The following is a 25496-nucleotide window of genomic DNA, read 5'->3' as shown; positions in this document are numbered from 1 at the left end:
CATGCGCCCCTTCCGGATCGACGTGCCCGACAGCCGGATCGACGAGCTGCGCCGCCGGATCGCCGCGACCCGCTGGCCCGCCGCGATTCCCGGCACCGGCTGGGAACGCGGGGTGCCGCCGGAGTACCTGCGTGAGCTCGCCAAGCACTGGTCCACCGACTTCGACTGGCGCGCGGTGGAGCAGCGGCTGAACTCCTACGACCAGTTCCTCACCGAGATCGACGGCGCGACGGTGCACTTCCTGCACGTCCGCTCTCCGGAACCGGACGCGCGCCCGTTGCTGCTCACGCACGGCTGGCCGGGCTCGGTAATCGAGTTCCTGGACGTGATCGGCCCGCTGACCGACCCGCGCGCCCACGGCGGCGACCCGTCGCAGGCGTTCCACCTCGTCATGCCCTCCCTGCCCGGCCACGGTTTCTCCGGCCCTGTCGACCAGCCGGGCTGGGACGTCCCGAGGATCGCGAAGGCGTGGGCGGAACTGATGGCCAGGCTGGAGTACGACGCGTACTTCGCGCAGGGTGGCGACTGGGGCTCGTTCATCTCGCTGGAACTGGCCAGGCGCGATCCGGAGCACGTGCGAGCCGTGCACGTGAACATGCTCGTCACGGTCCCGTCCGGTGATCCGGCCGAACTGGCCGCACTGTCCGAACAGGACTTCGGGCGCCTCGGCGGGCTGCAACGGTTCGACCAGGAGCTGTCCGGCTACCTGAAGCTGATGTCGACCAGGCCGTCGACCGTCTCCTTCGGACTGAACGACTCCCCGGCCGGCCTGCTGGCGTGGATCGTGGAGAAGTTCAAGGACTGGACGGACCCGGCGGCGGAGTTGCCGGAGGACGCGGTGAACCGGGACATGCTGCTCGCCAACGTGACGCTGTACTGGCTGACCGAGACCGCCGCGTCGTCCGCGCAGCTGTACTTCGAGGCGGGCCCGCAGCTCGGAGCGATCTTCACGCCGGGCGTGCGGCCGGAACCCGTGCCCGTGCCGCTGGGGGTGAGCGTGTTCGGCGGGGACGTGGTCGCACCGGTCCGATCGCTCGCCGAGGCCGACTACCCCGGGATCACCTCGTGGTCGGAGGTGCCGCGTGGCGGGCACTTCGCCGCCATGGAGGAGCCCGAGGCGTTCGTCGGCGAGGTAAGGAAGTTCTTCGGTGCGGTCTGATCTGCGCGGCCGCACGGTCCTGGTCACCGGGGCGACGGGTTTCCTCGGCGCGCACCTCGCCGGGGAGCTCGTCGCCCGCGGTGCGACAGTGCTCTGCCCGTGCCGGTCGGGGGTGCTCGCCCTGCCTCCGCACGACCGTCTGCGGCCCGTCCGGCTCGACCTGCTCGACCGGACCGGCCTGGCGCGGCTCGTGGCGGCCCACGAGGTCGGCCTGATCGTCCACAGCGCGGCCGTGGACGGCACGCCGGAGGACAAACGGCTGCGCGCGGGCACGATGATCGACGAGAACATGCGGATGGTGTCGAACGTCCTCGACAGCGCGCGGCGGGGCGGGGTCGCGGACACGGTACTGGTGAGCTCCAGCGACATCTACGCGGGCTCCGTGCCGTGGCCGGTCAAGGAGACGGAGGACCACCACACGGAGATGCGGTACGCGCGGGACGGGTTCTACCTCTCCAAGGTGTACGCCGAGGTGCTGGCCGAGCAGTACGCCCAGGAGCACGGGATGCGCGTGCACCTGCCGAGACCCGCGAGCATCTACGGTCCGGGAGACGACTTCGGCCCGCGGTCGCTGCGGCTGGTTCCACGGCTGATCTCCCAGGTGCACGCCGGGAAGGAGGTCGAGATCTGGGGGAGCGGCGAGCAGACCCGCACCTTCGTCTACGTCACCGACGTCGTCCGCGCGGTGCTGGCGATGATCGAGCACCCGGTGCACCGCGTCGCGAACATCGGTACGGGAGAACAGGTTTCGATACTGGCGCTCGCGCATCTCGTCGGTGAGGCGCTGGGCATGCCGGTGCGGATCAGGACAGATCCGGACAGGCCGGCGGGCCGGTCGAGCCGAGATCTGGACCTGACCCGCATGCGGGAGATCGACGGCCGGTCGCCGGTGCCACTGCTGGAAGGCCTGCGCCGCACCGTGGCGTGGTACCGGAGGTCAGTCGCGCAGCTCGCGGGCGATCTCCATGACGTACCGGCCGTATCGTGAGTTGCCGTAACGCCGGCCCGCCGCGAGGCACGCTTCGGTGTCGATGAAGCCCATGCGCAGCGCCACTTCTTCCAGGCACGCGATGCCGACGTCCTGGCGTTGCTCCAAGGTGCGGACGTACTGGCTCGCCTCCAGCAACGCCTCGGGCGTTCCGGTGTCGAGCCAGGCGAAGCCGCGGCCGAGGTCGACCATCTTCGCGAGGCCGCGTTCCAGGTAGGCGCGGTTGACGTCGGTGATCTCCAGTTCGCCGCGAGCCGAGGGCCGCACCCGTCGCGCGATGTCGACGACGTCGTTGTCGTAGAAGTAGAGGCCGGTGACGGCGAGGTCCGACCTCGGCCGCGCCGGCTTCTCCTCGAGCGACAGCAGGCGGCCCGTGTCGTCCAGCTCGCCGACGCCGTACCGCTCCGGATCGCTCACCCGGTAGCCGAACAACACGCATCCCTTGACCGCGGTGCTGTGCTTCTCCAGGATGCGCTGGAATCCGGGTCCGTGAAAGACGTTGTCGCCGAGCACCAGTGCGACCGAATCGCTGCCGATGTGCTCCTCGCCGATGAGAAATGCCTCGGCGAGCCCGTTCGGATGAGGTTGTTCGGCGTAGTCGAGGTGGATGCCGTACTGGCTGCCGTCACCCAGCAACTGCCGGAACAGCGGCACGTCCCGGGGCAGCGAGATGATCAGCACCTCGCGGACCCCGCTCAGCATGAGCACGGACAACGGGTAGAAGATCATCGGCTTGTCGCCGACCGGGAGCAGTTGCTTCGAGATCGCGGCGGTCATCGGGCCCAGCCGGGAACCGGTGCCGCCGGCGAGAATGATTCCCTTCACGAAACCCAGTTAACGGCAGTCGTCGCGGAAACCGGCAGTATTTGTTCGATAATGCGCTGCGCGATGCTGTAGGGGTTGTTAGGGGTTGGACGCAGGGGCGTCCGTGAATCTAATTGAGGTGATTCGCCGAAAACACACTCGGAGGTAGCGCCGTGGGAACGTCGGTGTGGGATTACCTGGCTGAGTACGAAGAGGAACGCGACGACATCCTCGACGCGGTGGACAGCGTGTTCCGCTCCGGCAGGCTGATCCTCGGCGGCAGCGTCGCCGGGTTCGAGTCCGACTTCGCCGGCCACCACGGCGTGCGGCACTGCGTCGGCGTCGACAACGGCACGAACGCGCTCGTGCTCGCACTCAGAGCGTTGCAGGTCGGGCCGGGCGACGAGGTGATCACCGTGTCGAACACGGCGGCGCCGACCGTGGTCGCGATCGACTCGGTGGGCGCCACCCCGGTGTTCGTCGACGTGCGCCCGTCGGACTACCTGATGGACGTGAGCCAGGTGGCCGCCGCGATCACCCCGCGAACGAAATGCCTGGTGCCAGTGCATCTCTACGGCCAGTGCGTGGACATGGCGCCGTTGGAGGCGTTGGCGGAAGCGCACGGCATCCCGATCCTGGAGGACGTCGCCCAGGCACACGGCGCCACACACCACGGCCGGATCGCCGGCAGCATGGGTGGTGCGGCGGCGTTCTCCTTCTACCCCACCAAGGTCCTCGGCGCGTACGGGGACGGCGGCGCGGTCATCACCTCGGACGACAAGGTCGAGGAACGGCTGCGGCGGCTGCGCTACTACGGCATGGCCGAGCGCTACTACGTCGTGGAGACCCCTGGCCACAACAGCCGGCTCGACGAGGTGCACGCGGAGATCCTGCGCCGCAAACTGCGCCGTCTCGACTCGTACCTCGCCGGCCGCCGCGCCGTCGCCCAGCGGTATGCGGAAGGCCTGGGGGACACCGAACTCGTGCTCCCGTACGTCACGGACGGCAACGAGCACGTGTACTACCTCTACGTCGTTCGCCACCCCGACCGCGACCGGATCATCGAGGAGCTCAAGGCCCGCGACATCTTCCTCAACATCAGCTACCCGTGGCCCGTGCACACGATGACCGGCTTCGACCACCTCGGCTACGCGACGGGGTCGCTGCCGGTCACGGAGGCGCTGGCCAAGCACATCTTCTCGCTGCCGATGTACCCCTCGCTCGACCCGTCCGTCCAGGACAAGGTCATCGACGCGCTGCGCGAGGTGCTCCGATGACTAACATCGTCACCCAGATCGCGTTGTCCGCACACGACGTCGAAGGCAGGCACCTGGACCTGCCCGACTTCCACCGTTGGTTCGCCGGACTCGCCGAACGCTGCTACACGCGTGCCCGGCGGATCCCGCTGGACGCGCTCGACGGCTGGCACACCGTGCCGGGCAGCGGCGACATCGTGCACGCCAGCGGGAAGTTCTTCACCGTCAACGGCATCGACGTCGAACTGCCGGGCAACGCGGTGCCGCACTGGACCCAGCCGATCATCAACCAGCCCGAGGTGGGCATCCTCGGCATCCTGGTCAAGGAGATCGGCGGCCGCCTGCACCTGCTGATGCAGGCGAAGCCGGAACCGGGCAACCCCAACGGCCTTCAGCTCTCGCCGACCGTGCAGGCCACCCGCAGCAACTACACACGGGTCCACGGCGGCCAGGACGTGCCGTACCTCGACTACTTCCGCGACACGTCGAGGCACACCGTGGTCGCCGACGTGCGGCAGTCCGAGCAGGGAGCGTGGTTCTACCAGAAGCGCAACCGCAACATGATCGTGTCGGTGAGCGAGGACGTCGAGCTGCTGGACGGCTTCTGCTGGCTCACGCTCGGTCAGGTGCACCGGTTGCTGCTCGTCGACGACCTGATCAACATGGACGCGCGGACCGTGCTGTCGTGCCTGCCGTTCACCGGCGCCGGCGAGCTCTCCGGTGCGGGGGAGGAGTTCCGGGACGTGGTCGCCCGGTCCTGCGGTCCCGCGGTCGCCGGTGTGCACAGCGAGGACGAGATCCTCCGGTGGATCACCGACGTGCGCACCCGCACCGAGGTGCGCACCCGCCTGATCCCGCTGCACGAGGTGCGGCAGTGGCATCGCACCGAGTACGCGATCACGCACGAGACCGGCAGGTTCTTCGACGTGATGGCGGTCGAGGTGCAGGCGAGCGGACGCGAGGTGCGCACGTGGACCCAGCCGATGATCGAACCGTACGGGACGGGTCTCGCCGCCTTGCTGGTCCGCCGGATCGACGGCGTGCTGCACGCGTTCGTGCGCGCGACCGCCGAGCCCGGTTTCCTCGACGTGGCAGAGCTCGCGCCGACGGTGCAGTGCACCCCGGAGAACTTCGACGTCCTGCCGGAGGCCGCGCGTCCGCCGTTCCTGGACCTGGCGGTCACCGCCCCCGCGTCGTCGATCCGGTTCGACGCGGTGCTCTCCGAGGAGGGCGGGCGGTTCTTCCACCCGCGTACCCGGTACGTGATCATCGAGGTGGACGAGGAGCTGGAGCACCCCGACTTCCGCTGGGTGGTGCCGCACCAGCTGGTAGGTCTGTTGCGGCACAGCCACTACGTCAACGTGCAGGCGCGGACGTTGGTGGCGTGCCTGCACAGCCTCACCTCGTGAGCAGCTCGCGCGGCAGGTCGTCCCGTCCCGCGACCTCCAGCTTGCGGTAGACGCGGGTCAGATGCTGTTCGACGGTGCTGACGGTCACGCACAGCCTGAGGCCGATCTCCCGGTTGCTGTGTCCTGCCGCCGCGAGTGCGGCGACCTTGCGTTCCGCGGTGCTGAGAACACCCTCGGCCGCACCGGGTTCGCCGGACAGTCCCGACTCCCGGCCGGCGCGGCGGCGAAGCAGGCGGGCCTCCGCCAGCACGCCCCTGTCGCGCTGGTCGCGGCCGAGGTCGGCGAGCGCGCGGGACAGTTCGAGGCGGTCGCCCGCGTGCTCCAGTTTCCGCACGGCCTCGCGCAGCAACCGGGGTCGATCCGCCCTGGCGGCGATCCTGGCGAGCAGCCTCAGCGCGATGCCGGTCGTGCGCGGGTCCGCGGTGGACGTGATCTCCTGCTCCAGCAGGGCTTTCGCCATTCCGGGCTGCCCGAGCGCGAGCCTCGCCTCTGCCGCGCCCAGCCGGTCGCCGCACGCGGTGAAGTCATCGAGTGCCGCATGTGGCCGGTTCAGCGCCAGGTGGTGGTGGCCGCGGGCGTGCCGGTAGGGAGGGCCGAAAACCGTGCGGAACACCGCATCCGGCACGGGGTACGGCTCCGTTTCCCGGCCGAGCGCGGCATCGGCGAGCAGTGCGAACCGCAGCGGGAACCCGATCACCACGCCCCAGGCGTCCGCGCTGAGCCCGGCCAACGCGGCTTTGGCGGACGCGGCCGTGGCGACGACGTCCCCGCGGCGCCACGCGTCCTCGGCCCGGACGCAGTCGAGCAACGCCCGCAGGGTCGGCTCGCCGGCCCGTCTCGTCAGTGCCTTCAGCCAGTGCTCGAACCTGGCCGGCCCGGCCTGGCGCAGGGCCTGGACCAACGCTTCGGGAGCGGAGTCGGCGTGCTGCCGTTGCAGGACGCCTTCCGGGTCGGCCGACGAGAGTGCCCGCCCGGTGATGAACTCGTGGCACAACGACAGCTCGGCCGGCCGGCGAACCGGGAGACCGAGCGAGAAGTCGCCCTGCCACCACCGCGCTCGCAGCACGACCGGCTCGAGCCCGGAGCAGGGGAGCAGGGTGCGGGCCGCCGCCGCCGGATCCGTGCGCCACTGCACCTGGCCGAGTTCCAGGCGCACGGCCCGTGCGTCAGCCGGGTCGCACGTCCGCAGGGCGAGGCGCAGGCTCTCGGCGGCCAGTTCGGAAGTGGCGGAGCGAGCCGCTCGGCGTAGCATGGCGGTTCCGCCCACCTGCTCGTCGACCGTCTGCGCGGCAACGCACTGGGCGGCGACGGCGGTGTCCGGCGCACCCGCGTTGTGCAACAACATCGCCGCACGCTCGTGCAACGCGACGGCGTGGGCTCGTGGCAGCGCGCCGAGCAGGATCTCCGCCGCTCCCGGCAGCCGCAACTGCCCACCGTCCAGCAGGCCGCTGTCGGCGAGCGTGGAGGTCAGCGCCGTGGCCGCTGCCTGGTGGCGTTCGGTCAACGCGCCGAGCAGGGCTGTGTGCGGTCCGAGCACCGCGAGTCCACATGCGGCTTCGAACAACGCGGAGTCCGTACCACGCAACAGATCCAGGAACGTGCGTCGCGTCGCCGGGCCGACCTCGCCGCCATCGTCGTGCAGAGCGGCCAGCAAGGCCGGGTTGCCGCCGCTGAGCGCGTGCAGCTCCGGATCCGCGTCCGGGGACAGCGGGCGCAACCAGACCTGCTCCCACGTCGACAGCTCGGTGCGATGAGGAGAGTCCGTCGCCGAGTGGGTCACGACGACGCGCACGTTCGGAAATCGGCGCAGCCACACCAGGAACGCGACCGACTCGGGATCCGCGTGCTGGACGTCGTCCACCGCGACGAGGGTCGGCCGGCTGGGCGAGAGGCGGGGCGCCAGCTGGTTCGCGACGCCGAACGGAACCGTGCGCTCGGACGGGACCGCGGTCGCGGACGCCACTCGTGTGCCGGACTGGGCGAGGGCCGCGCGCAGCAGGGCGGTGCGCCCGCACCCCAGGCCGCCGCTGACGACGACCTGCGGTGGACCGGACAGCACCGCCCGCAACGCGGCCTCGCGTTCGAGCAGGGAATGGGGATCCGTGCTCCGCCGGGAACCGTTGTTCGACCGGCGGGGCACGGACCGGGTCAGGCGTTGATCGGCGTGTTCTGGTAAGCGGCGATCAGCCATCGGCCGTCCTGCCTGGCCAGCACCCAGGTCGCCCTGATCGCGCGTTCCGGTGCGACCGCCGTGTCGCCGGGCGCGAGCACCCCGCCCTGCGTGACGATCACGCCCGCGTCCTCGCCGAGGTAGCGCGCGTCGAGCGGCTCGCCGAAGACGCGCGTGCCCTGGTATGGACCGGCGAACGCCTGCGTCATGAACCCGCGGATGCCGTCACGGCCCTGGAGGAAGATGTCGTTAGGCAGGATCAGCGTGGCGTCCTCGGTGAACAGGTCGCTGAACGCCGCGCCGTCGTTGGTGGCCCAGGTCTCGATCATCTTGGTGGGCAGTTCGTGCATCTGCGACGCACCGAGTTCGGTGACCGACATGTGTGTCCCTTTCAGCTGGATCAGAGGTAGTCCGTGTTCGGTTCGAGGCCGCAGAGCACCCGCCCGTACAACTCGTAGTTGGTGTTGGGGTGCATGAGCGCGTGCATGTTGAGGGCTTGGACGTCGCGCAGGATCCGTTGGATGGGCACGGTGTTGTAGAGCGATGAACCGCCACTCGCGGTGGCCAGCACCTCCACCGCCTGCTTCGAGAGGTCGAACACGCGGCCGAGGGCGACCCTCGCGCGGGCACGCTCGTGCAGGGACCACGGCTCGTCGGCCTGTCGTGCGTCGATGTGCTCGGCGAGGCGGGTGGCCTGGAACGTCGCCTCGTCGATCTTCATAGCGGCCTCGGCGACCTGGAGGTGCGTGATCGGTGCCTCGCGCTGGCTCTCGTACTTCGTGTAGGTGATCTTGCGGTTGGGCAGGCGGTCGAAGAAGTTCTCCTTGGCCGCGTTGGCGAGGCCGATCGCCGCGCCGGTGAACGTCGCCGAGCCCGTGACCATCAGCGGAGCGCGGAACATCGGCGCGCCGGCGTTGGCCTGCGAGGCGTACTGGCCCTGCAGTACCAGGATCAGCGGCAGCACGCGTTCGGCGGGAACGAACACGTCGTCCGCCACGGTCGTGACGCTGCCCGTGCCGCGCAGGCCGTACGGGTGCCAGTCGTCCACGATCCCGAGATCGCTCATCGGCACGACGGCCATCAACGGCCAGAGGCTGCTGCCGTCCGGAGTCGGCCCCATCGCCAGCACGACCTGCCACTTGCTGTGCAGGGCGTTGCTGACGAACTGCCAGCCGCCCTTGATGGTGACGCCGCCGTCGGCCGGGGTCGCCATCGCCGTCGGACTGAGCACCGAGCACACCCGCGAGTCGGGGTCGGCGAAGACCTCGTCCTGCACGGCGTCCGGGAAGAGACCGACGAACCAGCTGCTGATCGCGTTGACCGCCACGTTCCAGGCGGCCGATCCGTCGCCCTGAGCGAGCTGGCTGATCGTCTCGAACGTCGTGGTGGCGTCGGTTTCCAGGCCGCCGTACCGGGCAGGCACGCGCATCCGGTAGGCGCCGGCCTCGGTCAGTGCGGCGACGACGTCGTCGTGCAGGCGGCGGTTCTCCTCGTGCCACAGCGCGTGCGACTGCAACAGCGGAACGAGTTTCGAGGCGTTCTGCACGAATTCCGTGCGCGACTGGGAGTTCAACCTTGCCTCCGGAAAGTGTGGGTGGATGTCCCGCTCGATGATTCTGGCGGTGGCACACCGCCAAGCGCTTCTTCTGAATTGCAGAGCTGATCGTGGAAGCAGAGCAATCTGGGAGATGGAAGACCGATTGAGGTCAAGTAACGTCCGGCTGGCTCGTCGCCGTGCCGGATGGAGCTGACTCATGACAATTCATGCCGGGGCGTGGTCGGCGCCCGGCTCACTCAACGACCGGTGGCACCGAACCGCGCTAAACATCTTCGCGTTCGTGGTGATCGCGCACTGGGCCGAACACATCGTGCAGGCGATCCAGGTGTTCGTGCTGGGCTGGCCGCGGCCAGAGGCGGGTGGTGTCCTTGGCCTGTGGATTCCGTGGCTCGTGACGTCAGAATGGATGCACTACGGTTACGCGATCATCATGCTGGTCGGGTTCTTCGTGCTGCTGCCGGGATTCACGGGGCGGTCGAAGAAATGGTGGAAGATCGCGCTGTGGATTCAGTTCTGGCACCATATCGAGCATTTCCTGTTGCTGGTCCAGGCGTTGACCGGGCGAAATCTCCTCGGCAGTCCCGTTCCGGTCAGTATTCTGCAGTTGGTGCTTCCGCGCGTCGAACTGCACCTGTTCTACAACTTCATCGTGTTCGTTCCGATGGTCGTCGCGATGTACTTCCACATGCGACCGTCGCCGGAGGACCGCGCCGATATGCGCTGCTCCTGTGCGATCGGCGCGGCAGCCTGACGTGCACGACCACGGCTCGACGGTGCCGGTGCTGTTCGGGCCGGTGCTGCTCTACCTGATCGGCTATTTCGCGGTTCCGGTGGTGGCGGGATTCGCGTTCCTGCGGATCTTCACGCCACCGCCGGGCCGGGCCGACGCGCTGCTCGTGACGGGCGCGTCGACCACGGCGTACCTGGTGGCGATGTTGCTCGTCCCTTCGCTGGTGCTGCCGCCGCAGGCGATCGTGCTCCTGCTCGCCGCGGGCATCGTCCCGTTCGTGATCTGGTGGCGCGCCCCGCACCTGATCGTGCGGGTGGTCGCGGTGGCGCCGTGGCTGGTGGCTGCCGCGACCACGACGGCGTTGCTGCGGGCGACGGTCGACCAGTCGGGTGGCTACCTCGCGGCGCTGGCCGCCGTGTCCTGGTTGACGTTCTGCGTGCCGAGGTCGCGTGCGGGCCGGGTCGTGTTGCGACTGACGGCCGGAACTCTCGCCCTGTCGGTGGTGGCTTTCATCGGAACGGTGGCGGCGTCAGGTCGCTGGCTGTAGAGGGCGACCGGCAGTAGGTGCACAGCGACGATGCGTGGAGCCGGTGCTGAGCATCGGCAGAATCGTCGCCGACGTGTTGGCGCGTTTCGGTTCGGCGCGGAAATCCGCGCTGGCGTCTTCTGTTCCGGAAACCTGGAAAAGGAGTGCCCAGTCCGCTGGCGTTGAGCGCCGTCGTCATGGCGGCCGAGATTCCCTGGGTGCTGCTTTCGCTGCACGCCGGTGTCGTGGTGGACCGGCTGGACCGACGGTGGGTGATGGTGTGGGCCGCACGATCAGAGTCCTTTGTGGACCGATTCCTGTGTGGTCACGTCCGCGCAGCGGATCGCCGCGTTCGGTGAAGCGCCACCGTGAGCACGTTGAAGGTGCACCTCACCCCACACCCGGACTCCCTCGACGACGGGCAGAACGGTGGTTCCGTAGGGAGTGAGCCGGTAGATGACGAGTGCCGGGACCGGTCCGGTCACCACACGTTCGACGAGCCCGTCGGCCTCGAGTTCGCGTAGCTGCTCGGCCAGCACCTTGGAGGTGATCGGTGCGCCCCTGCGGCGGAGGCCGGCGAAATGGGACTCTCCGTGGGCGAGCCAGTAGAGCAGGGTCAGCTTCCACTTTCCGCCGATCGCGGTGAACGCCGCGGCCATCGGGCAGCCGGGCAGTGGGTTGGGGCGTGAGGGGTTACCTGCAGGTGCCTTCTTGTTCATGGCCGGGCTCCGCTCGGATAGTCAAGCCATGACGGTGCCATACAAACGAATCCTGGTTGCGGGTCTTTCCGCACTCATGCTGATCGCGACGGCCGCTTCTGGTGGCGCTTCGGCGCCTCCGGAGTCTGCGGTCGCTGACGGCCGACACGACTTCGACTGGGAGATCGGCAACTGGCGCACCTCGGTGCGTGTGCTCGCCGATCCGCTCTCGGAATCCGCGGACGAGTGGCTTCAGTTCACGGGCACGAGCCTCGTGCGTCCCCTTATGGACCGGCGGGCGAACGTCGTCGAGCTCGAGGTCTCTGGTCCGGCTGGCCGCATCGACGGCCTCAACCTGCGGTTGTACGAGCCCCAGGCGCAGCGGTGGAGCCTGACCTTCGTCAACATGCGCGACGGTCTGCTCACCCCGGCGGTGTACGGCGGGTTCCGCGACGGTGTGGGCGAGTTCTACGGCGACGACCAGCTCGGCGGCCGTCCGATCAAGGTGCGCTTCCTCGTCTACCGCCAGGGCTCGGACAGGGCGCGGTTCGAGCAGGCGTTCTCGGGCGATGGCGGAACGACGTGGGAAACGAACTGGATCGCGGTGGATCGCCGGGTTTCCTGACACGTTCACCGCTCTCAGGGCGACAAAGAGGTGTGGTCCCTGGGAGACGAGGAGTCGCGTCATGAGTCTGACCGGTACGGACGTGCACGAGCCGAGCAGTGACATCCCGCCGTCGGTCACCGAGGTCGAACGGATCGCGGCACTGACCGACCCCATCATGCGGAACCTCCAGATCACCCACTGCTACCACCGGTTGCCACGGGCGTTGGCCGCCCGCACCAGTTCGTCTGGGATGCGTCTCAGCGTCGCGATTCGCCGCCGCCGGCGGTGCCGTGCTGTCGCCGGTGGCGACGCGTCCTTCGAAGTCCCGGGTGGTCATTCCGGTCACCCCGTCAGGCCCAGTCCAGCCCGGTACACGCGCTGGTAGCTGACCCCGTTTTACGACTGGGCGCAGTGGGAACACGACGATCACCTGGCGGCCGGCGGTGTGAACGCGGCACATCTGACGCTTGGCCAGGAACTGGTGTACCTCAACACCTTCCTACGGTGCGGATACGGCGAGCAGGAACTCCTGCGGTGGCTCGGCCCGCGTGGACGCTAACTGATCGACGAGTGCCGTCGGAACGCTCACCCTGGAGAAGATGTGGCCGTTCACCCAGTTGGCTCTGGAGCGAGGTGTCAGGCGCTGACGTATGAGCGAAACCAATCGCTGGGGCATCGATGACAAAAGTCGATGGTGAGTCGCCCGGCCGCTGCTGCTGGGTCCTCCGCCGTCATTGGTGCTGGAGCAGGCGAGATCCAGTCAGAGTGCGCTGAACGCTCCTGCTGTGATCAATCTAAGTGGACTCCGCAAGGGTGAAGGCAACCGGATCTGGGTTGATTTCCGTCCTTGAGTCGTGGAACCGTACGGTGGTTCGCGAAAGAAGGGATCGGCATGAGTGCCCGAAGAAATTCGATCCTGTTTTCCTGTGTCGCCGCTGTCGCTGCCTTGGTGCTCAGCTCGTGTGCGAGCAAAACTGACACGGCGCGGCAGGCCGGCCCGCACGGTCCGCTCGCCGTGCTCGAAGATCTGGGGCAGGGCGAGTCGACGAGCCTGGGCGGTGCTGGTCGGTTGCACGTCACCGATCGGTGTGTGGAGCTGGAGCCGGCCGAGACCGGTGGACGAAGACTGCTCGCCTGGCGGTCGGCCCAGGTCGAGTGGGCGTCGGGCACGATCGCGTTCACCACGACCAACGGCAATCGACTGACGATCAAAGCGGGTGACTCGGTGACCGTCAGCGGCGAGGACCTCGCCGGTGACGAGCCGGTCGAGCGCAACGTCCGCTGGGTCGCGGAACCGGACGCGAGCTGCGCCCGCGATGTCTTCATCGTCCACGACGCGAGGCTGGTCGAGCCGCGCTGATACTCGTCTCATCAAGTGAATCCTTTTCTGTCGATGCTGCGGAGACGCTCGAATACATCGCATTCGAGTGATTCCCGACGACTTTTGTCGGCACCATAAGGCGGTACCTGGCGGAAATGCGGTGTGTCAGTGTTCCTGGTCGAGGATGCCCTTTCCTCAGTCAACGTCAGGGGAGACGCCGTGAAGTATTTGAGGATTCCACTAACGATCGCCTCGTGTGCGCTCGTCGGCAGTGTTTTGGCCGCACCGGCCACCGCCGATTCACCGATCATGAACAACGACCCGACGGTCGTCGAAGGTTCGACGGGGCCGGAGGCGTTGGCCACCGACCTGGCGCTGGTCGCCAAGGGCAGAGGCTGGACGATCGACGAGGCCGCCGCGCAGCACGCGGTGGCGGAGGCGTTCGGCAAGGTGCAGCAGGAGATCTCGGCCAAGCGCCCGGATGCCTACGCCGGCGCGAAGCTGTCCGAAAAGCCGGGAGGCGCGCCGACGCTCTATGTGAAGGGCAAAGCCGACGACGATCTGCTGGCGCGGGTCCGCGGCGCGGGCATCGCGGTCGAGATCGCCGACAACCGGCCGCATTCGTGGCTTGAGCTGGAGGAGCGGTCGATCCGGCTCAACCACCGCCTGGTTGACATCGGTTTCCAGGACGTGGTCACGTCCTTCGACGAGACGACCTCGACGGTCGAGGCCGTGGCGACCAGAAGGCCAAACCTGCCTGCGAAGGCCGAGCAGGTCCTCTCCCGGCTGTCCACGGAAGAGGCGCGGGGTGTCCGGCTGGCACTGACCGATGAGGACGTCGCGTCCGACGAGCACGCCTACGGCGGAATGTCGGTGCGGGACGACGGCACCTTCGAGTGCACCAGCGGCTGGGCCGTGCAGAACATCAGCTCCGGCACGACCGGCGTGACCACGGCCGGGCACTGTGACGGCATCAACCAGATCGTCGAGCCCGGCGTGGGCACCCACACGCTGACGCACCAGGCGGAGCACCGCGGCCAGTGGGGCGACGTCGAGTGGAAGACCTCCACGCACATCGAGCCCGACGACTTCTTCGCCACCGCGTCGGAGGTGCGGGACGTCGCGGCGGTGGAACCGCGTGCCTCGATCACCGTCGGCGAGTCGGTCTGCGTCTACGGGCGCTCGTCCAACTCGCGTGACTGCAGCGACACCGTGCTCCGGACGTCGATCTCCTGCACCAACAGCGGCGTGTTCAACGACCGCCTGGTGGCGATGAACGCCAAGCGAACGACGATCGGCGGCGACAGCGGCGGTGGCTGGTCGTTCAACTTCACGGCCTACGGTTCGCACAAGGGCGGATGCGGCGTCAACGGCACCACCCGCAACGCTTTCAGCGTCGCCGACCTCTACGACGAGGCGTTGAACGTCCGCGTGCGCACGAGCTGAGCGATCGAATGAGCCCACCCTCGGGCACCTCGCCAGGTCGTTCCTGCTGAGGATGCGTGGGCTGACCGGGATCGGCGAGTGAACTCGCCGATCCCGGTACTTTCCGTGCTTCGCACTGCTCGGCGGGTGACACCAAGCAGGTTGTACGTGCCGAGAAGTACGTCCGTGCAGTTCCGCAGGCGTCGACGTGTTGCCGGTCTTCATCCGGCATGATCGCGGCCGTGCTGGTCCGGAGGTCAGCTCTCGTCACCGACAATCCCGCCGCGATTCGCTGTGTGGAGGCGCGTCGAATCACAGGATCGAGTGACCTGCCACAGTGTCGATGTGGCCCAGGTGGGCATCCGCAGCACGATGCGAGCGCCCACCTGGGCGTGGTGTGGGCGTAGCCGAATGGCGACTGGAACCGGTCCGAATCGGCTGTCAGTAAGGGATGTCTGACTGGTGTTTCTCCAGCGGCGTGACCGTGATGTCCATGTAGGGGAACAGCGGGAGGCCGGAGAGCAGTTCGTGCAGCTGGTCGTTCGGCTCGACGTCGAAGATCGAGTAGTTGGCGTACTCGCCTACGACGCGCCAGATGTGTGGCCATGGCCTTCTCGTTGCAGCTCTAGGACTTTCTGGGCCCCTTGTCGTCGAGGCTTAACGAGTCACAACGGGTCTGAACAGGCAAAACGTGGCGATGGGGCCGTTTTCGGGAGATGCCCCGAAAACGGCCCCATCGCGGCCTGTCAGGTCTGGTCGGCCCACCACTTCTGGCCGGCCTCGCCGAGCGTGGAGATCGGGTCGTAGTAGGGGTACCGGCGGTCGAGTGCCTCCGGGTCTTCGAGTTCGATCCCGGTCCGATAGTTCTTGGTCCAGTAGGAAATCCCGAGCTCGCGATCGTACTCAGCAAGCTGGTGCACCCACCGCTTCCCGACGTACGGCACGTCGCACACGATCCGAGGCGTCGCATACCCGGGCAGGTACCCCATGATCGCGTGCTGCAGCTCCTGCGCCTCCCACACCGACACCCGCCAGTGCTCGGCGTTGGGGATCATGTCGCACATGTCTGTCCGACACGCCGGTGTGACGGCCTGGCCAGCGCAGACTCGTACTCACGTCCGAAAAAGATGATCTCTGGGCCATTCTGGGGCCATCGGTCGCATACGTGAGATCGCGAAATACGCGACCGCGGACCTGGTGGCCGGTCCCAGGGCGCTCAGCTGGAGCGTCGTGCAAACAGTGTATCCGCAGCAGCGCGGGCTCGCGAGAAGCTGGAGGGCATCAAGTGGGCGTATTTCTTCAGGGTGAATGCCTCCGACGCGTGGCCGAGGTAAATGGCTCGACGTGCCATACCGGCAGCGCCGCGAGATGCTCATCGACCTGGCATTGCCTGGCGAGCACCCGATCCAGGTCCCGCCTGGCTGGCACGACCAGGAGCCCGAGGTGCTGCTGCAGGTGGCGGCGGCGCACCACCTCGAGGGGATCTTGTAGACAGTGTTTGCTGTTGACCGGTTCTAGGGGTGTTGCGTCTGATGCGAACTCGTCGCGGCAAGCCGCTGACCGCGCTCTACGCGCAATCCACTGAGCAAGATCCTGCGCCTGACCATCGACGACGTCGAACAGCAGGACAACTCCGGCAGCGCAGGCGCAGCAGCGGTTTCAGGTGTGGTCCGCTGGAAGATGGTGCCTGTGGTGACGCCGTTGACGCACGCGCACTGGCGGTGTCTAAACCGTCTTGCGTTTGCGGACGACTGTCTAACGACGCGTGTTTAGGCGACCTCCACTATCGTCAGCGTCATGGGCGCTCGCGACTGGTGGGATGTGCCGCCGGACCAACTGTGGGGGATCCGTGCGACCGTCCCTTGGATCCAGCTCGAGTCGAAGTACACCTCGATGGAGTTTGTCGCAACCGGGCCGTTTGGCGTTCGGGCCCGGGTCGAGGTGCAGTTCGAGGCCGACACGGAACCTCTAGGTAACCCGTTTACTGCCGGTGTTGCGGCTGCCATCCGCCCGCTCGGTGCTGGCGAGGAGACGTTCTGCGTCACCATCGTCACGCCGCGCACAGACGACCCGCGGCTCGCGATGCGCGCCGTGTTGTTTGACGACGAGACCGACGAACGCCGGGCAGAGAGCGACTGGGTAACTCTGGTTCTGCCTGCGGCACGCTCAGGGGATTACGACTTCTTCGACGCGTGACACGGTCGTCGCTTCCATGCCCAGTGCATTCTGCGCGGACGTCAGGCTAGTCCAAGTCCGGCCGAGCTGGTCATCCACGATTCGTACGCCAGCTGCCGTGACTTCGCCGAACACCACGTGTCCATCGCCGCCGCTCCGCTCCATCATGAAGATGACGTAACGGCCGGGTACTCCACCTTCGGCGACAGGATGAAAGCCGCCGGGCCGTGGCGACAGCCGGATCCCGACCGACGCGAACCAGTTGCGGGTGTAGGCCACCGCCGCCTTGTACCCGTCGATCGTCGCAGGGGGAATGCCAAAGGCCCGGAGCAGGTAGTCGGCGGGGACCTCGACGCCGGTCATTTCTTGGATCACCCGGGCCGCTGTTCGTGGGGCGCAGTCCCGAGCGAGGATCTGCCCAGAGCTGCCAAAGCCGACAATGGTCGGCTCAGCGACGGCACCCAACGCCGCCATCTTCGCTAACTCGGCGATTGCCCATAGCGCCCTAGCAATGAACCGTGTGCTCTCGTATCCATGCGCGGCGCCTTCCTCGAATCCACGCCGTTGCGCCGACTCGTGCTGCGGACTGACCGCTCTCAGCAGTCTCGGCAATGCGTTGTACTCGTCCTGGATCCGGCGGATAGCGTCGATCTTCTCCGCTTGGGACATGCGATTCCACAGAGCTACTCCACCGAGTATTGGAGCTCGCAGCAGACGCAGGAAAGACTCCGCCGAGGCCAAGAAGTCCCCGTAGGCTTTGCCCACGTGCCGGCCGGCCGCTTCGGCGGCTTCTGGGCTGCCCGGCACCGGTGGATGCGGCGGACTCACGCCTGCGGCCGGAGCGGGCGCCGCCGCTAGCATTGCGCTGTCGCTTGACGCCACTGCCCCAGGCACCGCTGCCGGGGGTGCTTCGCCTGTCGTTGGTGCGCTCTGCGTCCGGGCAGGTGTCTCGGCTTCCGTCCCGACTGTCCTTGGTCCGCTCTGCGTCCGGGCAGGTGACGGCGGTGTCTCGGCTTCCGTCCCTGTCGGCGTCGGCCCGCTCTGCGTCCGACCGACCGCGATCGGCCCCATTTCAGGAAATTCGGGGCTGCTCACCCAGACGGTGACTCCGCTATTGCCGCCTCGTCCCGATGTGTGGGTCGACGGCGGCGAGGTCGATGGGTCCAGGGGGACGTGCATATGAACCGTGACTGTGTGCCCATCCGACGAGTGATAGGTGTAGCAGTATGAGTCGCCGGGGTGGTGCATGTCCCCAGTCGACCCTACACCAGCGTCAATCGCGTGACCGATGAGCCGTTGGTGATGACGGGGCACGCTCTCGACGTCGATCGTCTTCGCGAGCACATCCCAGATGCTTTCCACACGCCCATTCTCGCAAGAGAACGATCCGTTCGCCGGATCGAAATGGCGGGCGTGCGATGCCGCAACGCGGCCTGGCGATCAAGTGCCCTGGACTGTCAAGGGGGCGCCGCAGCGGACGCCAAGGCATGGTCAAGGGCTGCTCACCAACCACATGATCACCCACCTTGGCGCTGAAGACTTGTATCGCCTGTACGAGGGCGAAATCCGGTGTGTGACGGGTGCCTAGCTTCGAGCGGACATCCCCACCGGATGCCGGGCTGCTGACTCTGACACGCGGGGTCGACTTGTGGATCACGCGGGCGTATGGCCCCGATTCCGCCGCACAACGCCCCTGCCGCGCCAGCGACGGTCAGTGATCGGGTTGCAGGTCCGCCACATCGACATCCGGACGGAGCCGATAAACGGTTGGGCGGAGCCGGTTGGTGAAGGCGTGCACGGACCCTTCGGCTTCGACCTCCACGACTAGCGTCGGGTGGACGGGCTTGTATTCGGTCTCGCCGCGGCTGCCGAACTGGCCGGTGGACACGCGGGCCGGTGGTTCACCGGTGATGTCGAGGTGCGGTCCAGCCTCGGCTCGCAGGGCCGGCGACAGCGGCTGGGACAGCCCGATGCGGCGCAGTTCGCCGGTCGAGTCGGGACGGGCGAGCAGGAGTTCGGCGGGTGAGCTGAGATTGCCGGTGGCGCCGATGACGACGGCGTCGACGACGACGGTGTGCCGGACCTTGATCCAGTCTCCATTGCGTCCGGGCCGGTAGGGCTGGTCGAGTTGTTTGATCACGCAGCCTTCAATGCCCACGGCGGAGACCTCGGGCTGCATCCAGGTGAGGGCCTGGTCCAGGTCGGTGGTGCACGGCGCGAGCTGCAGCGGCGGCCGAGCGCCGGCCATCACCGCTTCGAGCCGTGCCCGGCGGTCCCGGCAGGTCGTCTCGCGGAGGTCGTGGTGGCCTTCCGCGAGCAGGTCGAAGGCGATGAAGTAGATGGTGATCCCCGCGGCGGCGCGGCCGCGGGGCGCGCTGGTCAGAGCACCGAAGTCAAGCCGGCCGTCACGCAAGGCGACGATCTCGCCGTCGAGCACGACGTCGCCGAACGTGCGTGCTGCGGCGATCAGCTCGGGAAACCGGGTGGCGAGGTTGGTGCCGCGCCGGGACTGAAGTACGCCGTCGCTGGTGAACAGCAGGCCGCGCCAGCCGTCGTACTTGGGTTCGAAGCGCACCGGGCGCCGTGCATCCGCCCGTGGCAGCGTCTTCTGCGCGCGGGCCGCGACCAGCTCTACCGGGGCGTGCAGTACGGCCATCGGTGCGCCGTCCGCTACGCGAGGGTGCGGCTCTGATGAGGTTGTGCGGGCATGCGTGGCCTCCGTCCTCGGTGGGGAGCGGGACGGGCTGTCGGGGCCGGATCCGACACACCACGCACGCTAGGCCGAACAGGTGATCAGCTCAATATTCGTGCAGGTAAACCCACCTGTAGGTCCTTCATGGACTGTGACCGTGTGGTCGCGGTCTGTCAGGCATGGCTCGGCCGTGGCAGTGGCGCAGTGGGCACACACCGTCTCCGTCCACGAACGACAGTCGCGTTCTTCATCACCCGATAGGCGGGTCTCAGGTGTCCGAGGTTGGCTCTCCAGAGCCAGCGTCGACCCCTCAATGGACGACGGGCACCGTTTCGTCCGACAACCAACGAGAGGCAAGCAGAGGAGTCACACGATGAACACACGTACTCGCATCACCGCGTTCCTGGCCACGCTGGCCGCAGCAACCACGCTGTCACTGGCCACCACCGGCACTGCCTCCGCCCGAGAAATCTTCCTCGATGGTGGCGACCCCACCGACACCATTGGCGAGCTCGCCGAGGTACAGGACGCCCATGACGACTTCATGGAACAACAGCAGGTCGTCATTGGAGAGGTGATGGAAGCTCACGGGGATGCTGTCGGGGAGGCGCAGGAGGACGTCCACCCGGAAAATCTCGGAATTCTTAGCGGCATTACCGATGACGCCGAGGCTGCCCAGGAAGCCGAGGTGGCCGAGGTGGCCGAGGCGCAATAGACGGGATCAAACTAACTCGACTGGCCGCAGCGACACTGGCCACCGGATGCGGTGTCGGCGGGCGAATCCTGCACGGGCCACGAGCCGACGCACCTCGGGGTCGCGTTGTCGCCTGCGCCGTGCCAACCGCCGCCTCTCTGTCCACATCCAGCGGCTCGGCCGGGAAACGCCCGACTCATCCAGCAAGCCGAAGCAGCAACAAGCTCACCAGGATCGAAAGGCCGATCCACCTGCTTTGACCTGCATCTCTGAGCCAAAACCGTTGATGCACAACAGGTTTCGAGTATCAAGACAGTACCAGCAGCTACTGCTGGTGCACCATGAGGTGACAACTAGCTTGCTCATGTGACAGATAGGGCGCCTCGTCACTCGAGCCAGGGCCGCGTTTGACGCGGCATTCCACGTCACGCACAATCGCACACGCGTTCGACCGCATGGTCGAGTTCGCGGCTGACTTCCCCTCAGCACTTCGTGCTGGTGTGAGGAGGTCTGCGCGTATGAGGTCCACTCCGGATTCATCCGACGACGCGATGCGCCGGCACACCGAACTGCCCGAAGGCACCGCCGCCTGGTCCCGCACGCGCGGAACCTACGTGCCACCCCAGGACCTGCGAGACCGCCCGGTCGCTCGATCGCTTCCGTCTCGGCCGGCGCCCTACGCCGAGCTGCACGTCCATTCCCACTACTCCTGGCTCGACGGTGCGTCGTCGCCAGAAGAGCTGGTCGAGCAGGCGGCACGGCTGGAACTGGACGCGATCGCGCTGACCGACCACGACGGCATGTACGGCGTGGTGCGCATGGCCGAAGCCGCCCGCGAGATCGGGATGCGAACGATCTACGGCGCCGAGCTCAGCCTCGGTCTCACTGCACCGCAGACCGGGAAGCCGGACCCGGAGGGCGCGCACCTGCTCGCGCTGGCCCGCGGTCTGGACGGCTACCGGGCGCTGTGCCGGGTGATCACCTTATGAGGACGGTTTGCCACTGACCACTGACCATCGACGACCTGTGTACGTCAGTGGCTTCCAGATCGGTACGAGTTCTCGACCGCGGCCCGCGCGGAGGACTTGCTTGGTAGCACGCAGCGACGTGTCAATCCGCTGGCAGGCGGTCGGACTCATCCGCACGTCGCATCGTCTGGTTTGTTCGTACCGTGAGGGGATGTCGTGTTGCCGACCGGCGGGCCGCCAACGCGCGCAGCGCCGCCGCGGCGATCACGCCGGGCGCGGTCGCGGGCGGCGGGTCCGACAGATCCGGCACGCTGGCGCGGATGATCGCCGAGGCGTCGTCGACCAGCACTGCCGTGCGGGCCTGTTGCTCGGCGGTCAGCTATACCTCGGAGCGGGCCTGCATGTCGGCGACGGTGCCAGGAGGTGGCGAGTGGTCATGAGCACCCACCGCTACGAGATCGGCGCAGCAGTGTGCATTGGGCCATTCACTCGAACGTGTGACCCAAACGGGTGTTACCGGGTAGGGGGAAGGTTCCGGGAACGTCGCCGTGCAGTGCGACGCCTGGGTCAATCTGGGTTTGAACCATAATTCCCTGGCTGAACGGCTCGGGTCCCGCCAACAGAGACGTGCCGGCGGGACCCGAGCGATCGTCACTGTCCGGCCTGCCGTGGTATTTCCTTGGACGGTCGTCCGCCAGCCGCACGGAGGCCCAGCTCGGTGGGCAGTCCGCGCAGAGCGTCGATGGTGTCCTTGTCGGTCGCCTCGGCCTCGCTCTCGGCGAAGGTCATCCGCACGGATAGCCGGAAGTTTCATTGGCTGCCAGCCTCGTTGACCTGGTCATTGAATCCTTTGGGTCGGCGCGGCCACTTCGGGAACCTCATGGCCTGGGCAGGGCTGGATCGGCTTTCTGCGCTGTCGTGATCGACAACAGCTCCACAATCACGGGAGGCGTGGACTGCGGCAAGATGCAGTCGAAGACGATCGCCGGTGCTACTACGGCGTACGCCTACGACTCGCCGGGCGTCAGGCGCACGTGACTGGCGAGCAGTGCGGCCTGCACCCGGTTGTCCAGCCGGAGCTTGGTCAGGGTGCGGGAGACGTAGGTCTTGACCGTCGACACGCTCATGTACAGGCGTTCGGCGATCTCGGCGTTGTTGAGGCCGAGGCCGACGTGGCCCAGCACCTCGCGCTCCCGCTCGCTGAGCAGGTCGAGCCGTTCGGCTGCATCGGGAAACGCGGTCGACGCCACGGGTGCGTGATCCGAGAGGCGTCGCAGGATCCGGCGGCCGATCTCGGCGTTGAGCACCGATGCGCCGCCGTGCACCGCGCGGATCGCGTTGATCAGGTCCGCTGGTGTGAGCTGCTTGAGCAAGAACCCGTCGGCGCCGGCGGTGAGAGCGTCGATCATCAGCTGGTCGTCGTTGAACGTGGTCAGCGCCAGTACGAGCGGCGGGTTTTGGTGCTTCTTCAGCTGGGCGGTGGCGGCCACGCCGTCCACCCTGGGCATCCGGAGGTCCATCAGCACCACGTCTGGCCGACGCTCGCGGCAGACCGCGACCGCCTCGGCGCCGTCGCCGGCTTCGCCGACCACCTCGATGTCCGGTGCGGACCGCAGGATCGCCGTCGTCCCGGCGCGGATCAGGGCCTGGTCGTCGACGACGAGCACCTTGATCATGACATCGATCGTCGCACGGGGTGGTCGCCACCGCTCGGCGGCAGGGCGGCCCGCAGCACGAATCGGGCCTCATCTTCCACCGGCTCGGCGGTGAGGCTGCCGCCCGCCAGTGCCACCTCCTCGGCGAGCAGGCGCAGGCCGCGGCCCGTGCCCGGCAGGGAGGGCCGGTCCCGCGGTGCGAGTGGGCTGGTCACGGTGAGCCGCGCGCCCTCGTCCGCGCAGATGAGCTGGACGTCGGCGCGTGGCTCACCGGCATGGCGCAGCACATTGGCCAGTGACTCCCGGATGATGCGATAGCACAGGTCCCCGGTGATCGGGTCGCACCCATCGGCAGACGCGTCGAGCTGGCAGGACACGTCCATACCGAGCGACCGGTAGTCGCGCATCAGGTCCTCGATGTCGGCGGTGCCGAACCGCGCCGCCCCGCCGTCCGCGTCCGGTGTGGACAGCACGTCGAGCACCTCGCCGAGCTGTCCGATGGCCTGCCGGCCGACGTCGGCGATCAACTCGCAGCGCTGCCTGATCGACTCGGTGGCGGCGGCGTCGACGCTGATCGCGCCCGCCGTGGTCACCATCACGCTGACGTGGTGGCCGACGCCGTCGTGCATCATGGATGCCAGCCGAGCCCGCTCGATCAGGCTGCGTTCCCGCAGAGTGCTCTCCCGCAGCCGCTGTTGCCGCTGCGCGGACTGCACCGCGTGGTGCTCGCGTTCAGCCAGGGCGTCCTCCAGGCTGTTCTTGGCCAGTCCCATGATGAATGGAGCTGCCGCGGCGAGCGCCCAGTAGACCAGGCCGTTGAGGCCGTGCGCGGGCAAGCTGCGCTCGAACTCGAACACGCTCACGGCGCCGGTGACCGGTTCGAACAGCGCCTGGTGGGCAGGCCAGATCAGCAGTAGCGCCATGCCTGCGAAGGCGGGCGGCCACCGGCGTCGCCTGGCCAGCGAGTAGGTCATGACGTAAATCGGATACGGCAGGTCGGTCAGGGCGAACGTGGCGCACGCGACCACCGTGGCGGCCCAGTCGAACTCCCGCCGCCACAGCGCCACCACGACCGCGCACAGCCCCGAGACGCAGGCGAAGGCAACTGGCGTCGGCGTGGGTGTCACGCGGTGCAGACCGGTCAGCAGTCCGATCGCAGCCGGACCGCCGATCACCAGCGCCGCCATCACGTCACGCGGCCGACGTGAGCGGAACAGGTGTTGCCAACGTCGCATCACTCACACCATGCAAGCAGGACGACCGTCGCCCGGCGACTCGCCCGACCACGATCGGGTGGCGCGTCAACCTGAGTCCACAACGCGGCGCAGACCGTCACCGCCAGACGACGCGGCCGGTGCCTCCGAGGAGGTTGTGTACAGGAGAGCGATTCTTCGGAGGAAACGATGACCACAGTCCTGCAACGCGCCGAGCGTCCTGCCGTCCGGAACACACCCCCGCGCCAGAGGACTCCTACCCGCATGCCCCGTCCCGGCGGCATCGCCGTCGTCATGGGCGACCGGGCGGAGATCTTCCAGCTGGCCCCCGTGCTCGCCGAATTGGGCGAGGCGGCCTGGGTGGTACGCGCCGACCGGCGGCCGTCGTCCGCGCCGCACGGCCGCAGCTGCTCGATCGCGACGACGATGGAGCGGCTGGACCGCACCTTCGCCGCCGACCGCCCGGAAGCGGTCATCGTGCACGGCGCGTCCGACGCCGCGCTCGCCGGGGCGTTGGCCGCCGATGCCAACGGCATTCCGCTGGTGCGCATGGGTGCGGGGATGCGCAGCTACGAGTTCGACTCCATCGAGGAGCAGAACCGGCTACTGCTCGACCGCTCCGCCCAGGTGCTGTGCGCGCCCACCGCAGCCAACGTCGTCAACCTGGGAGCCGAGGGGCTCGGCAGCAGGGACGTCCGGTTGACCGGCAGCACCGCGGTCGAGGCCGTGCGCCACCGGCTCATGGCGGAGGCGAACAGGCTCGCCGTCGTGCGTCGGTGGGGCCTTGAGGCAGACCGGTACGTGTTGGTCACCATCGGCCACCCGGAGATCGTCGACGACGAGGAGGCGCTGTCCGGGATCATGAGCCAGCTGGCCGGCCTGGTCGACGCCGGTCACCCGGTTGTGCTTCCCGCGCATCCGAGGACCAGGGCGGCGATCGAGCGCAGCGGCTCGCTGTCGTGCGGGACGGGCGTGCGAGTGGTGGATCGGCTCTGGCACTCGGAGTTCCTAGCGTTGGCCGCGCACGCCGGAGTGCTAGTCACCGACTCGGGTGCGGTGCAGGAGGAGGCCACGGTTTTGAAGCGGCCGGTGTTGGTCGTGCGGAGGTCGACGGAGCGCCCGGAACTCCTGGAGGGTTTCGGCCGAGTGGCCGGCCGACGCGACGCCATCACCGCGATCGCCCTGGACGAGCTTGCCGACGACGGCCGCCGCGCTCGTCTTGCCGACCTGCCCTCGCCGTTCGGTGATGGGCGAGCTGGCGCACGCATCGCGGACGCGGCCCGCGCCCTGATCCGGCCTGCGGTTCGCCTCGTCGGATGAGGGCGGACCCTCACCGCTGCCAAGGGCGGAAGGTGGCCCGGTACGTGGCCACCTAGGCTGATTGGCTTCCCCTGTGGCAGGAGAGACCGTTCCCGGCCGGGGCCAGGCCGAGAACGGCCGCGCTCTT

27 protein-coding genes and 3 pseudogenes are annotated in these 25496 nt (G+C 67.9%); 18 read left to right on the top strand and 12 right to left on the bottom strand.

Annotated features, from left to right (window positions below):
* Position 1 precedes the first annotated feature (1 nt).
* Together ACRSBM_RS21075 and ACRSBM_RS21070 are read left to right on the top strand one after the other, a co-directional pair.
* Positions 2–1159, top strand: coding sequence for an epoxide hydrolase family protein (locus ACRSBM_RS21075; RefSeq protein WP_434445340.1), 1158 nt, complete (start codon positions 2–4; stop codon positions 1157–1159).
* Positions 1149–2147 carry an NAD-dependent epimerase/dehydratase family protein gene (locus ACRSBM_RS21070; protein WP_434445339.1) on the top strand — a complete coding sequence of 333 codons (999 nt, stop codon included), beginning with the start codon at positions 1149–1151 and terminating at the stop codon, positions 2145–2147. Before ACRSBM_RS21075 ends, ACRSBM_RS21070 begins: the two co-directional genes overlap by 11 nt.
* Here ACRSBM_RS21070 and rfbA read toward each other — a convergent pair.
* Positions 2097–2972 carry a glucose-1-phosphate thymidylyltransferase RfbA gene (gene rfbA / locus ACRSBM_RS21065; RefSeq protein WP_434445338.1) on the bottom strand — a complete coding sequence of 292 codons (876 nt, stop codon included), beginning with the start codon at positions 2970–2972 and terminating at the stop codon, positions 2097–2099. The genes ACRSBM_RS21070 and rfbA overlap by 51 nt on opposite strands.
* A gap of 152 nt (positions 2973–3124) precedes the next feature.
* On the opposite strand from rfbA, the gene ACRSBM_RS21060 reads away from it, so the two are divergent.
* Together ACRSBM_RS21060 and ACRSBM_RS21055 are read left to right on the top strand one after the other, a co-directional pair.
* Complete coding sequence (locus tag ACRSBM_RS21060; protein WP_434445337.1) at positions 3125–4228, top strand: DegT/DnrJ/EryC1/StrS family aminotransferase; 1104 nt, start codon at positions 3125–3127, stop codon at positions 4226–4228.
* The gene (locus tag ACRSBM_RS21055; protein ID WP_434445336.1) at positions 4225–5616 is read left to right on the top strand and encodes an NDP-hexose 2,3-dehydratase family protein; all 1392 of its coding nucleotides are present in this window, start codon (positions 4225–4227) and stop codon (positions 5614–5616) included. Before ACRSBM_RS21060 ends, ACRSBM_RS21055 begins: the two co-directional genes overlap by 4 nt.
* Here ACRSBM_RS21055 and ACRSBM_RS21050 read toward each other — a convergent pair.
* Genes ACRSBM_RS21050 through ACRSBM_RS21040 form a run of 3 tightly spaced genes read right to left on the bottom strand, consistent with a single transcriptional unit; the run spans position 5606 to position 9359 of the window.
* The gene (locus ACRSBM_RS21050) at positions 5606–7807 is read right to left on the bottom strand and encodes a LuxR C-terminal-related transcriptional regulator (RefSeq protein ID WP_434445335.1); all 2202 of its coding nucleotides are present in this window, start codon (positions 7805–7807) and stop codon (positions 5606–5608) included. The two genes, ACRSBM_RS21055 and ACRSBM_RS21050, sit on opposite strands and share 11 nt — an antisense overlap.
* Complete coding sequence (locus ACRSBM_RS21045) at positions 7765–8166, bottom strand: SgcJ/EcaC family oxidoreductase (protein WP_434445334.1); 402 nt, start codon at positions 8164–8166, stop codon at positions 7765–7767. The genes ACRSBM_RS21050 and ACRSBM_RS21045 overlap by 43 nt, the downstream gene beginning before the upstream one ends.
* Positions 8167–8186: 20 nt before the next feature.
* Positions 8187–9359 carry an acyl-CoA dehydrogenase family protein gene (locus tag ACRSBM_RS21040; RefSeq protein ID WP_434445333.1) on the bottom strand — a complete coding sequence of 391 codons (1173 nt, stop codon included), beginning with the start codon at positions 9357–9359 and terminating at the stop codon, positions 8187–8189.
* A gap of 181 nt (positions 9360–9540) precedes the next feature.
* Between ACRSBM_RS21040 and ACRSBM_RS21035 the strand changes: the two genes are divergently transcribed.
* From ACRSBM_RS21035 to ACRSBM_RS21025, 3 genes are all read left to right on the top strand, one after another.
* A complete protein-coding gene (locus ACRSBM_RS21035) occupies positions 9541–10095 on the top strand; it encodes a hypothetical protein (RefSeq protein ID WP_434445332.1) in 555 nt (184 codons plus the stop codon).
* Positions 10073–10621: a DUF6239 family natural product biosynthesis protein gene (locus ACRSBM_RS21030; RefSeq protein WP_434445331.1), complete on the top strand. Its 549-nt coding sequence runs from the start codon at positions 10073–10075 to the stop codon at positions 10619–10621. Before ACRSBM_RS21035 ends, ACRSBM_RS21030 begins: the two co-directional genes overlap by 23 nt.
* A 143-nt stretch (positions 10622–10764) precedes the next feature.
* Positions 10765–10959 carry an MFS transporter gene (locus ACRSBM_RS21025; RefSeq protein WP_434445330.1) on the top strand — a complete coding sequence of 65 codons (195 nt, stop codon included), beginning with the start codon at positions 10765–10767 and terminating at the stop codon, positions 10957–10959.
* Here ACRSBM_RS21025 and ACRSBM_RS21020 read toward each other — a convergent pair.
* Positions 10894–11319 (bottom strand): winged helix-turn-helix transcriptional regulator, encoded by a 426-nt coding sequence (locus tag ACRSBM_RS21020; protein ID WP_434445329.1) that lies wholly within the window; start codon positions 11317–11319, stop codon positions 10894–10896. The genes ACRSBM_RS21025 and ACRSBM_RS21020 overlap by 66 nt on opposite strands.
* On the opposite strand from ACRSBM_RS21020, the gene ACRSBM_RS21015 reads away from it, so the two are divergent.
* The 5 genes from ACRSBM_RS21015 (at position 11318) to ACRSBM_RS20995 (ending at position 14672) form a co-directional block, all read left to right on the top strand.
* Positions 11318–11923: a hypothetical protein gene (locus ACRSBM_RS21015; protein WP_434445328.1), complete on the top strand. Its 606-nt coding sequence runs from the start codon at positions 11318–11320 to the stop codon at positions 11921–11923. The genes ACRSBM_RS21020 and ACRSBM_RS21015 overlap by 2 nt on opposite strands.
* A gap of 61 nt (positions 11924–11984) precedes the next feature.
* Positions 11985–12290 (top strand): hypothetical protein, encoded by a 306-nt coding sequence (locus tag ACRSBM_RS21010; RefSeq protein WP_434445327.1) that lies wholly within the window; start codon positions 11985–11987, stop codon positions 12288–12290.
* Positions 12291–12464 carry an alpha-N-acetylglucosaminidase TIM-barrel domain-containing protein gene (locus ACRSBM_RS21005; protein WP_434453156.1) on the top strand — a complete coding sequence of 58 codons (174 nt, stop codon included), beginning with the start codon at positions 12291–12293 and terminating at the stop codon, positions 12462–12464.
* Between the two features lie 456 nt (positions 12465–12920).
* Complete coding sequence (locus ACRSBM_RS21000; protein WP_434445326.1) at positions 12921–13265, top strand: hypothetical protein; 345 nt, start codon at positions 12921–12923, stop codon at positions 13263–13265.
* A gap of 270 nt (positions 13266–13535) precedes the next feature.
* Positions 13536–14672, top strand: coding sequence for a hypothetical protein (locus ACRSBM_RS20995; protein ID WP_434445325.1), 1137 nt, complete (start codon positions 13536–13538; stop codon positions 14670–14672).
* A 420-nt stretch (positions 14673–15092) separates the two neighbouring features.
* On the opposite strand, the pseudogene ACRSBM_RS20990 reads toward ACRSBM_RS20995, so the two are convergent.
* A pseudogene (locus ACRSBM_RS20990) lies at positions 15093–15274 on the bottom strand (muconolactone Delta-isomerase family protein); the annotation flags it as partial.
* Positions 15275–15397: 123 nt separating this feature from the next.
* Positions 15398–15715, bottom strand: a pseudogene (locus tag ACRSBM_RS20985) (lysine 2,3-aminomutase); the annotation flags it as partial.
* Positions 15716–15995: 280 nt separating this feature from the next.
* Here ACRSBM_RS20985 and ACRSBM_RS20980 point away from each other — a divergent pair.
* The gene (locus ACRSBM_RS20980; RefSeq protein WP_434445324.1) at positions 15996–16142 is read left to right on the top strand and encodes a hypothetical protein; all 147 of its coding nucleotides are present in this window, start codon (positions 15996–15998) and stop codon (positions 16140–16142) included.
* 306 nt (positions 16143–16448) lie between these two features.
* Positions 16449–16847 carry a hypothetical protein gene (locus ACRSBM_RS20975; RefSeq protein WP_434445323.1) on the top strand — a complete coding sequence of 133 codons (399 nt, stop codon included), beginning with the start codon at positions 16449–16451 and terminating at the stop codon, positions 16845–16847.
* Here the strand turns inward: ACRSBM_RS20975 and ACRSBM_RS20970 are convergent.
* Complete coding sequence (locus ACRSBM_RS20970; protein WP_434445322.1) at positions 16818–17495, bottom strand: hypothetical protein; 678 nt, start codon at positions 17493–17495, stop codon at positions 16818–16820. The two genes, ACRSBM_RS20975 and ACRSBM_RS20970, sit on opposite strands and share 30 nt — an antisense overlap.
* A gap of 1042 nt (positions 17496–18537) precedes the next feature.
* Complete coding sequence (locus tag ACRSBM_RS20965) at positions 18538–19482, bottom strand: hypothetical protein (RefSeq protein WP_434445321.1); 945 nt, start codon at positions 19480–19482, stop codon at positions 18538–18540.
* A 409-nt stretch (positions 19483–19891) separates the two neighbouring features.
* On the opposite strand from ACRSBM_RS20965, the gene ACRSBM_RS20960 reads away from it, so the two are divergent.
* The 3 genes and pseudogenes from ACRSBM_RS20960 (at position 19892) to ACRSBM_RS20950 (ending at position 21620) form a co-directional block, all read left to right on the top strand.
* On the top strand, positions 19892–20233 hold the full coding sequence (locus ACRSBM_RS20960; protein WP_434445320.1) for a hypothetical protein: 342 nt from the start codon (positions 19892–19894) through the stop codon (positions 20231–20233).
* Positions 20234–20763: 530 nt separating this feature from the next.
* Positions 20764–21195 (top strand): annotated as a pseudogene (locus ACRSBM_RS20955) (PHP domain-containing protein); the annotation flags it as partial.
* A 188-nt stretch (positions 21196–21383) separates the two neighbouring features.
* The gene (locus ACRSBM_RS20950; RefSeq protein ID WP_434445319.1) at positions 21384–21620 is read left to right on the top strand and encodes a hypothetical protein; all 237 of its coding nucleotides are present in this window, start codon (positions 21384–21386) and stop codon (positions 21618–21620) included.
* Between the two features lie 211 nt (positions 21621–21831).
* Here the strand turns inward: ACRSBM_RS20950 and ACRSBM_RS20945 are convergent, their stop codons facing one another.
* From ACRSBM_RS20945 to ACRSBM_RS20935, 3 genes are all read right to left on the bottom strand, one after another.
* On the bottom strand, positions 21832–21969 hold the full coding sequence (locus ACRSBM_RS20945) for a hypothetical protein (protein WP_434445318.1): 138 nt from the start codon (positions 21967–21969) through the stop codon (positions 21832–21834).
* A 218-nt stretch (positions 21970–22187) separates the two neighbouring features.
* Positions 22188–22856: a response regulator transcription factor gene (locus tag ACRSBM_RS20940; protein ID WP_434445317.1), complete on the bottom strand. Its 669-nt coding sequence runs from the start codon at positions 22854–22856 to the stop codon at positions 22188–22190.
* Entirely contained in the window at positions 22853–24070 is a 1218-nt protein-coding gene (locus ACRSBM_RS20935) for a sensor histidine kinase (RefSeq protein ID WP_434445316.1), read from the bottom strand. Before ACRSBM_RS20935 ends, ACRSBM_RS20940 begins: the two co-directional genes overlap by 4 nt.
* A 243-nt stretch (positions 24071–24313) precedes the next feature.
* Here ACRSBM_RS20935 and ACRSBM_RS20930 point away from each other — a divergent pair, with 243 nt between their 5' ends.
* The gene (locus ACRSBM_RS20930) at positions 24314–25369 is read left to right on the top strand and encodes a UDP-N-acetylglucosamine 2-epimerase (protein ID WP_434445315.1); all 1056 of its coding nucleotides are present in this window, start codon (positions 24314–24316) and stop codon (positions 25367–25369) included.
* The last annotated feature ends 127 nt before the right edge of the window (positions 25370–25496 follow it).

This window comes from Lentzea xerophila (assembly GCF_051094245.1).
Taxonomy (GTDB): Bacteria; Actinomycetota; Actinomycetes; order Mycobacteriales; family Pseudonocardiaceae; genus Lentzea; species Lentzea xerophila.
Note: the sequence above shows the minus strand (reverse complement) of the source record. Positions and strands in the feature narration are given on the sequence as shown.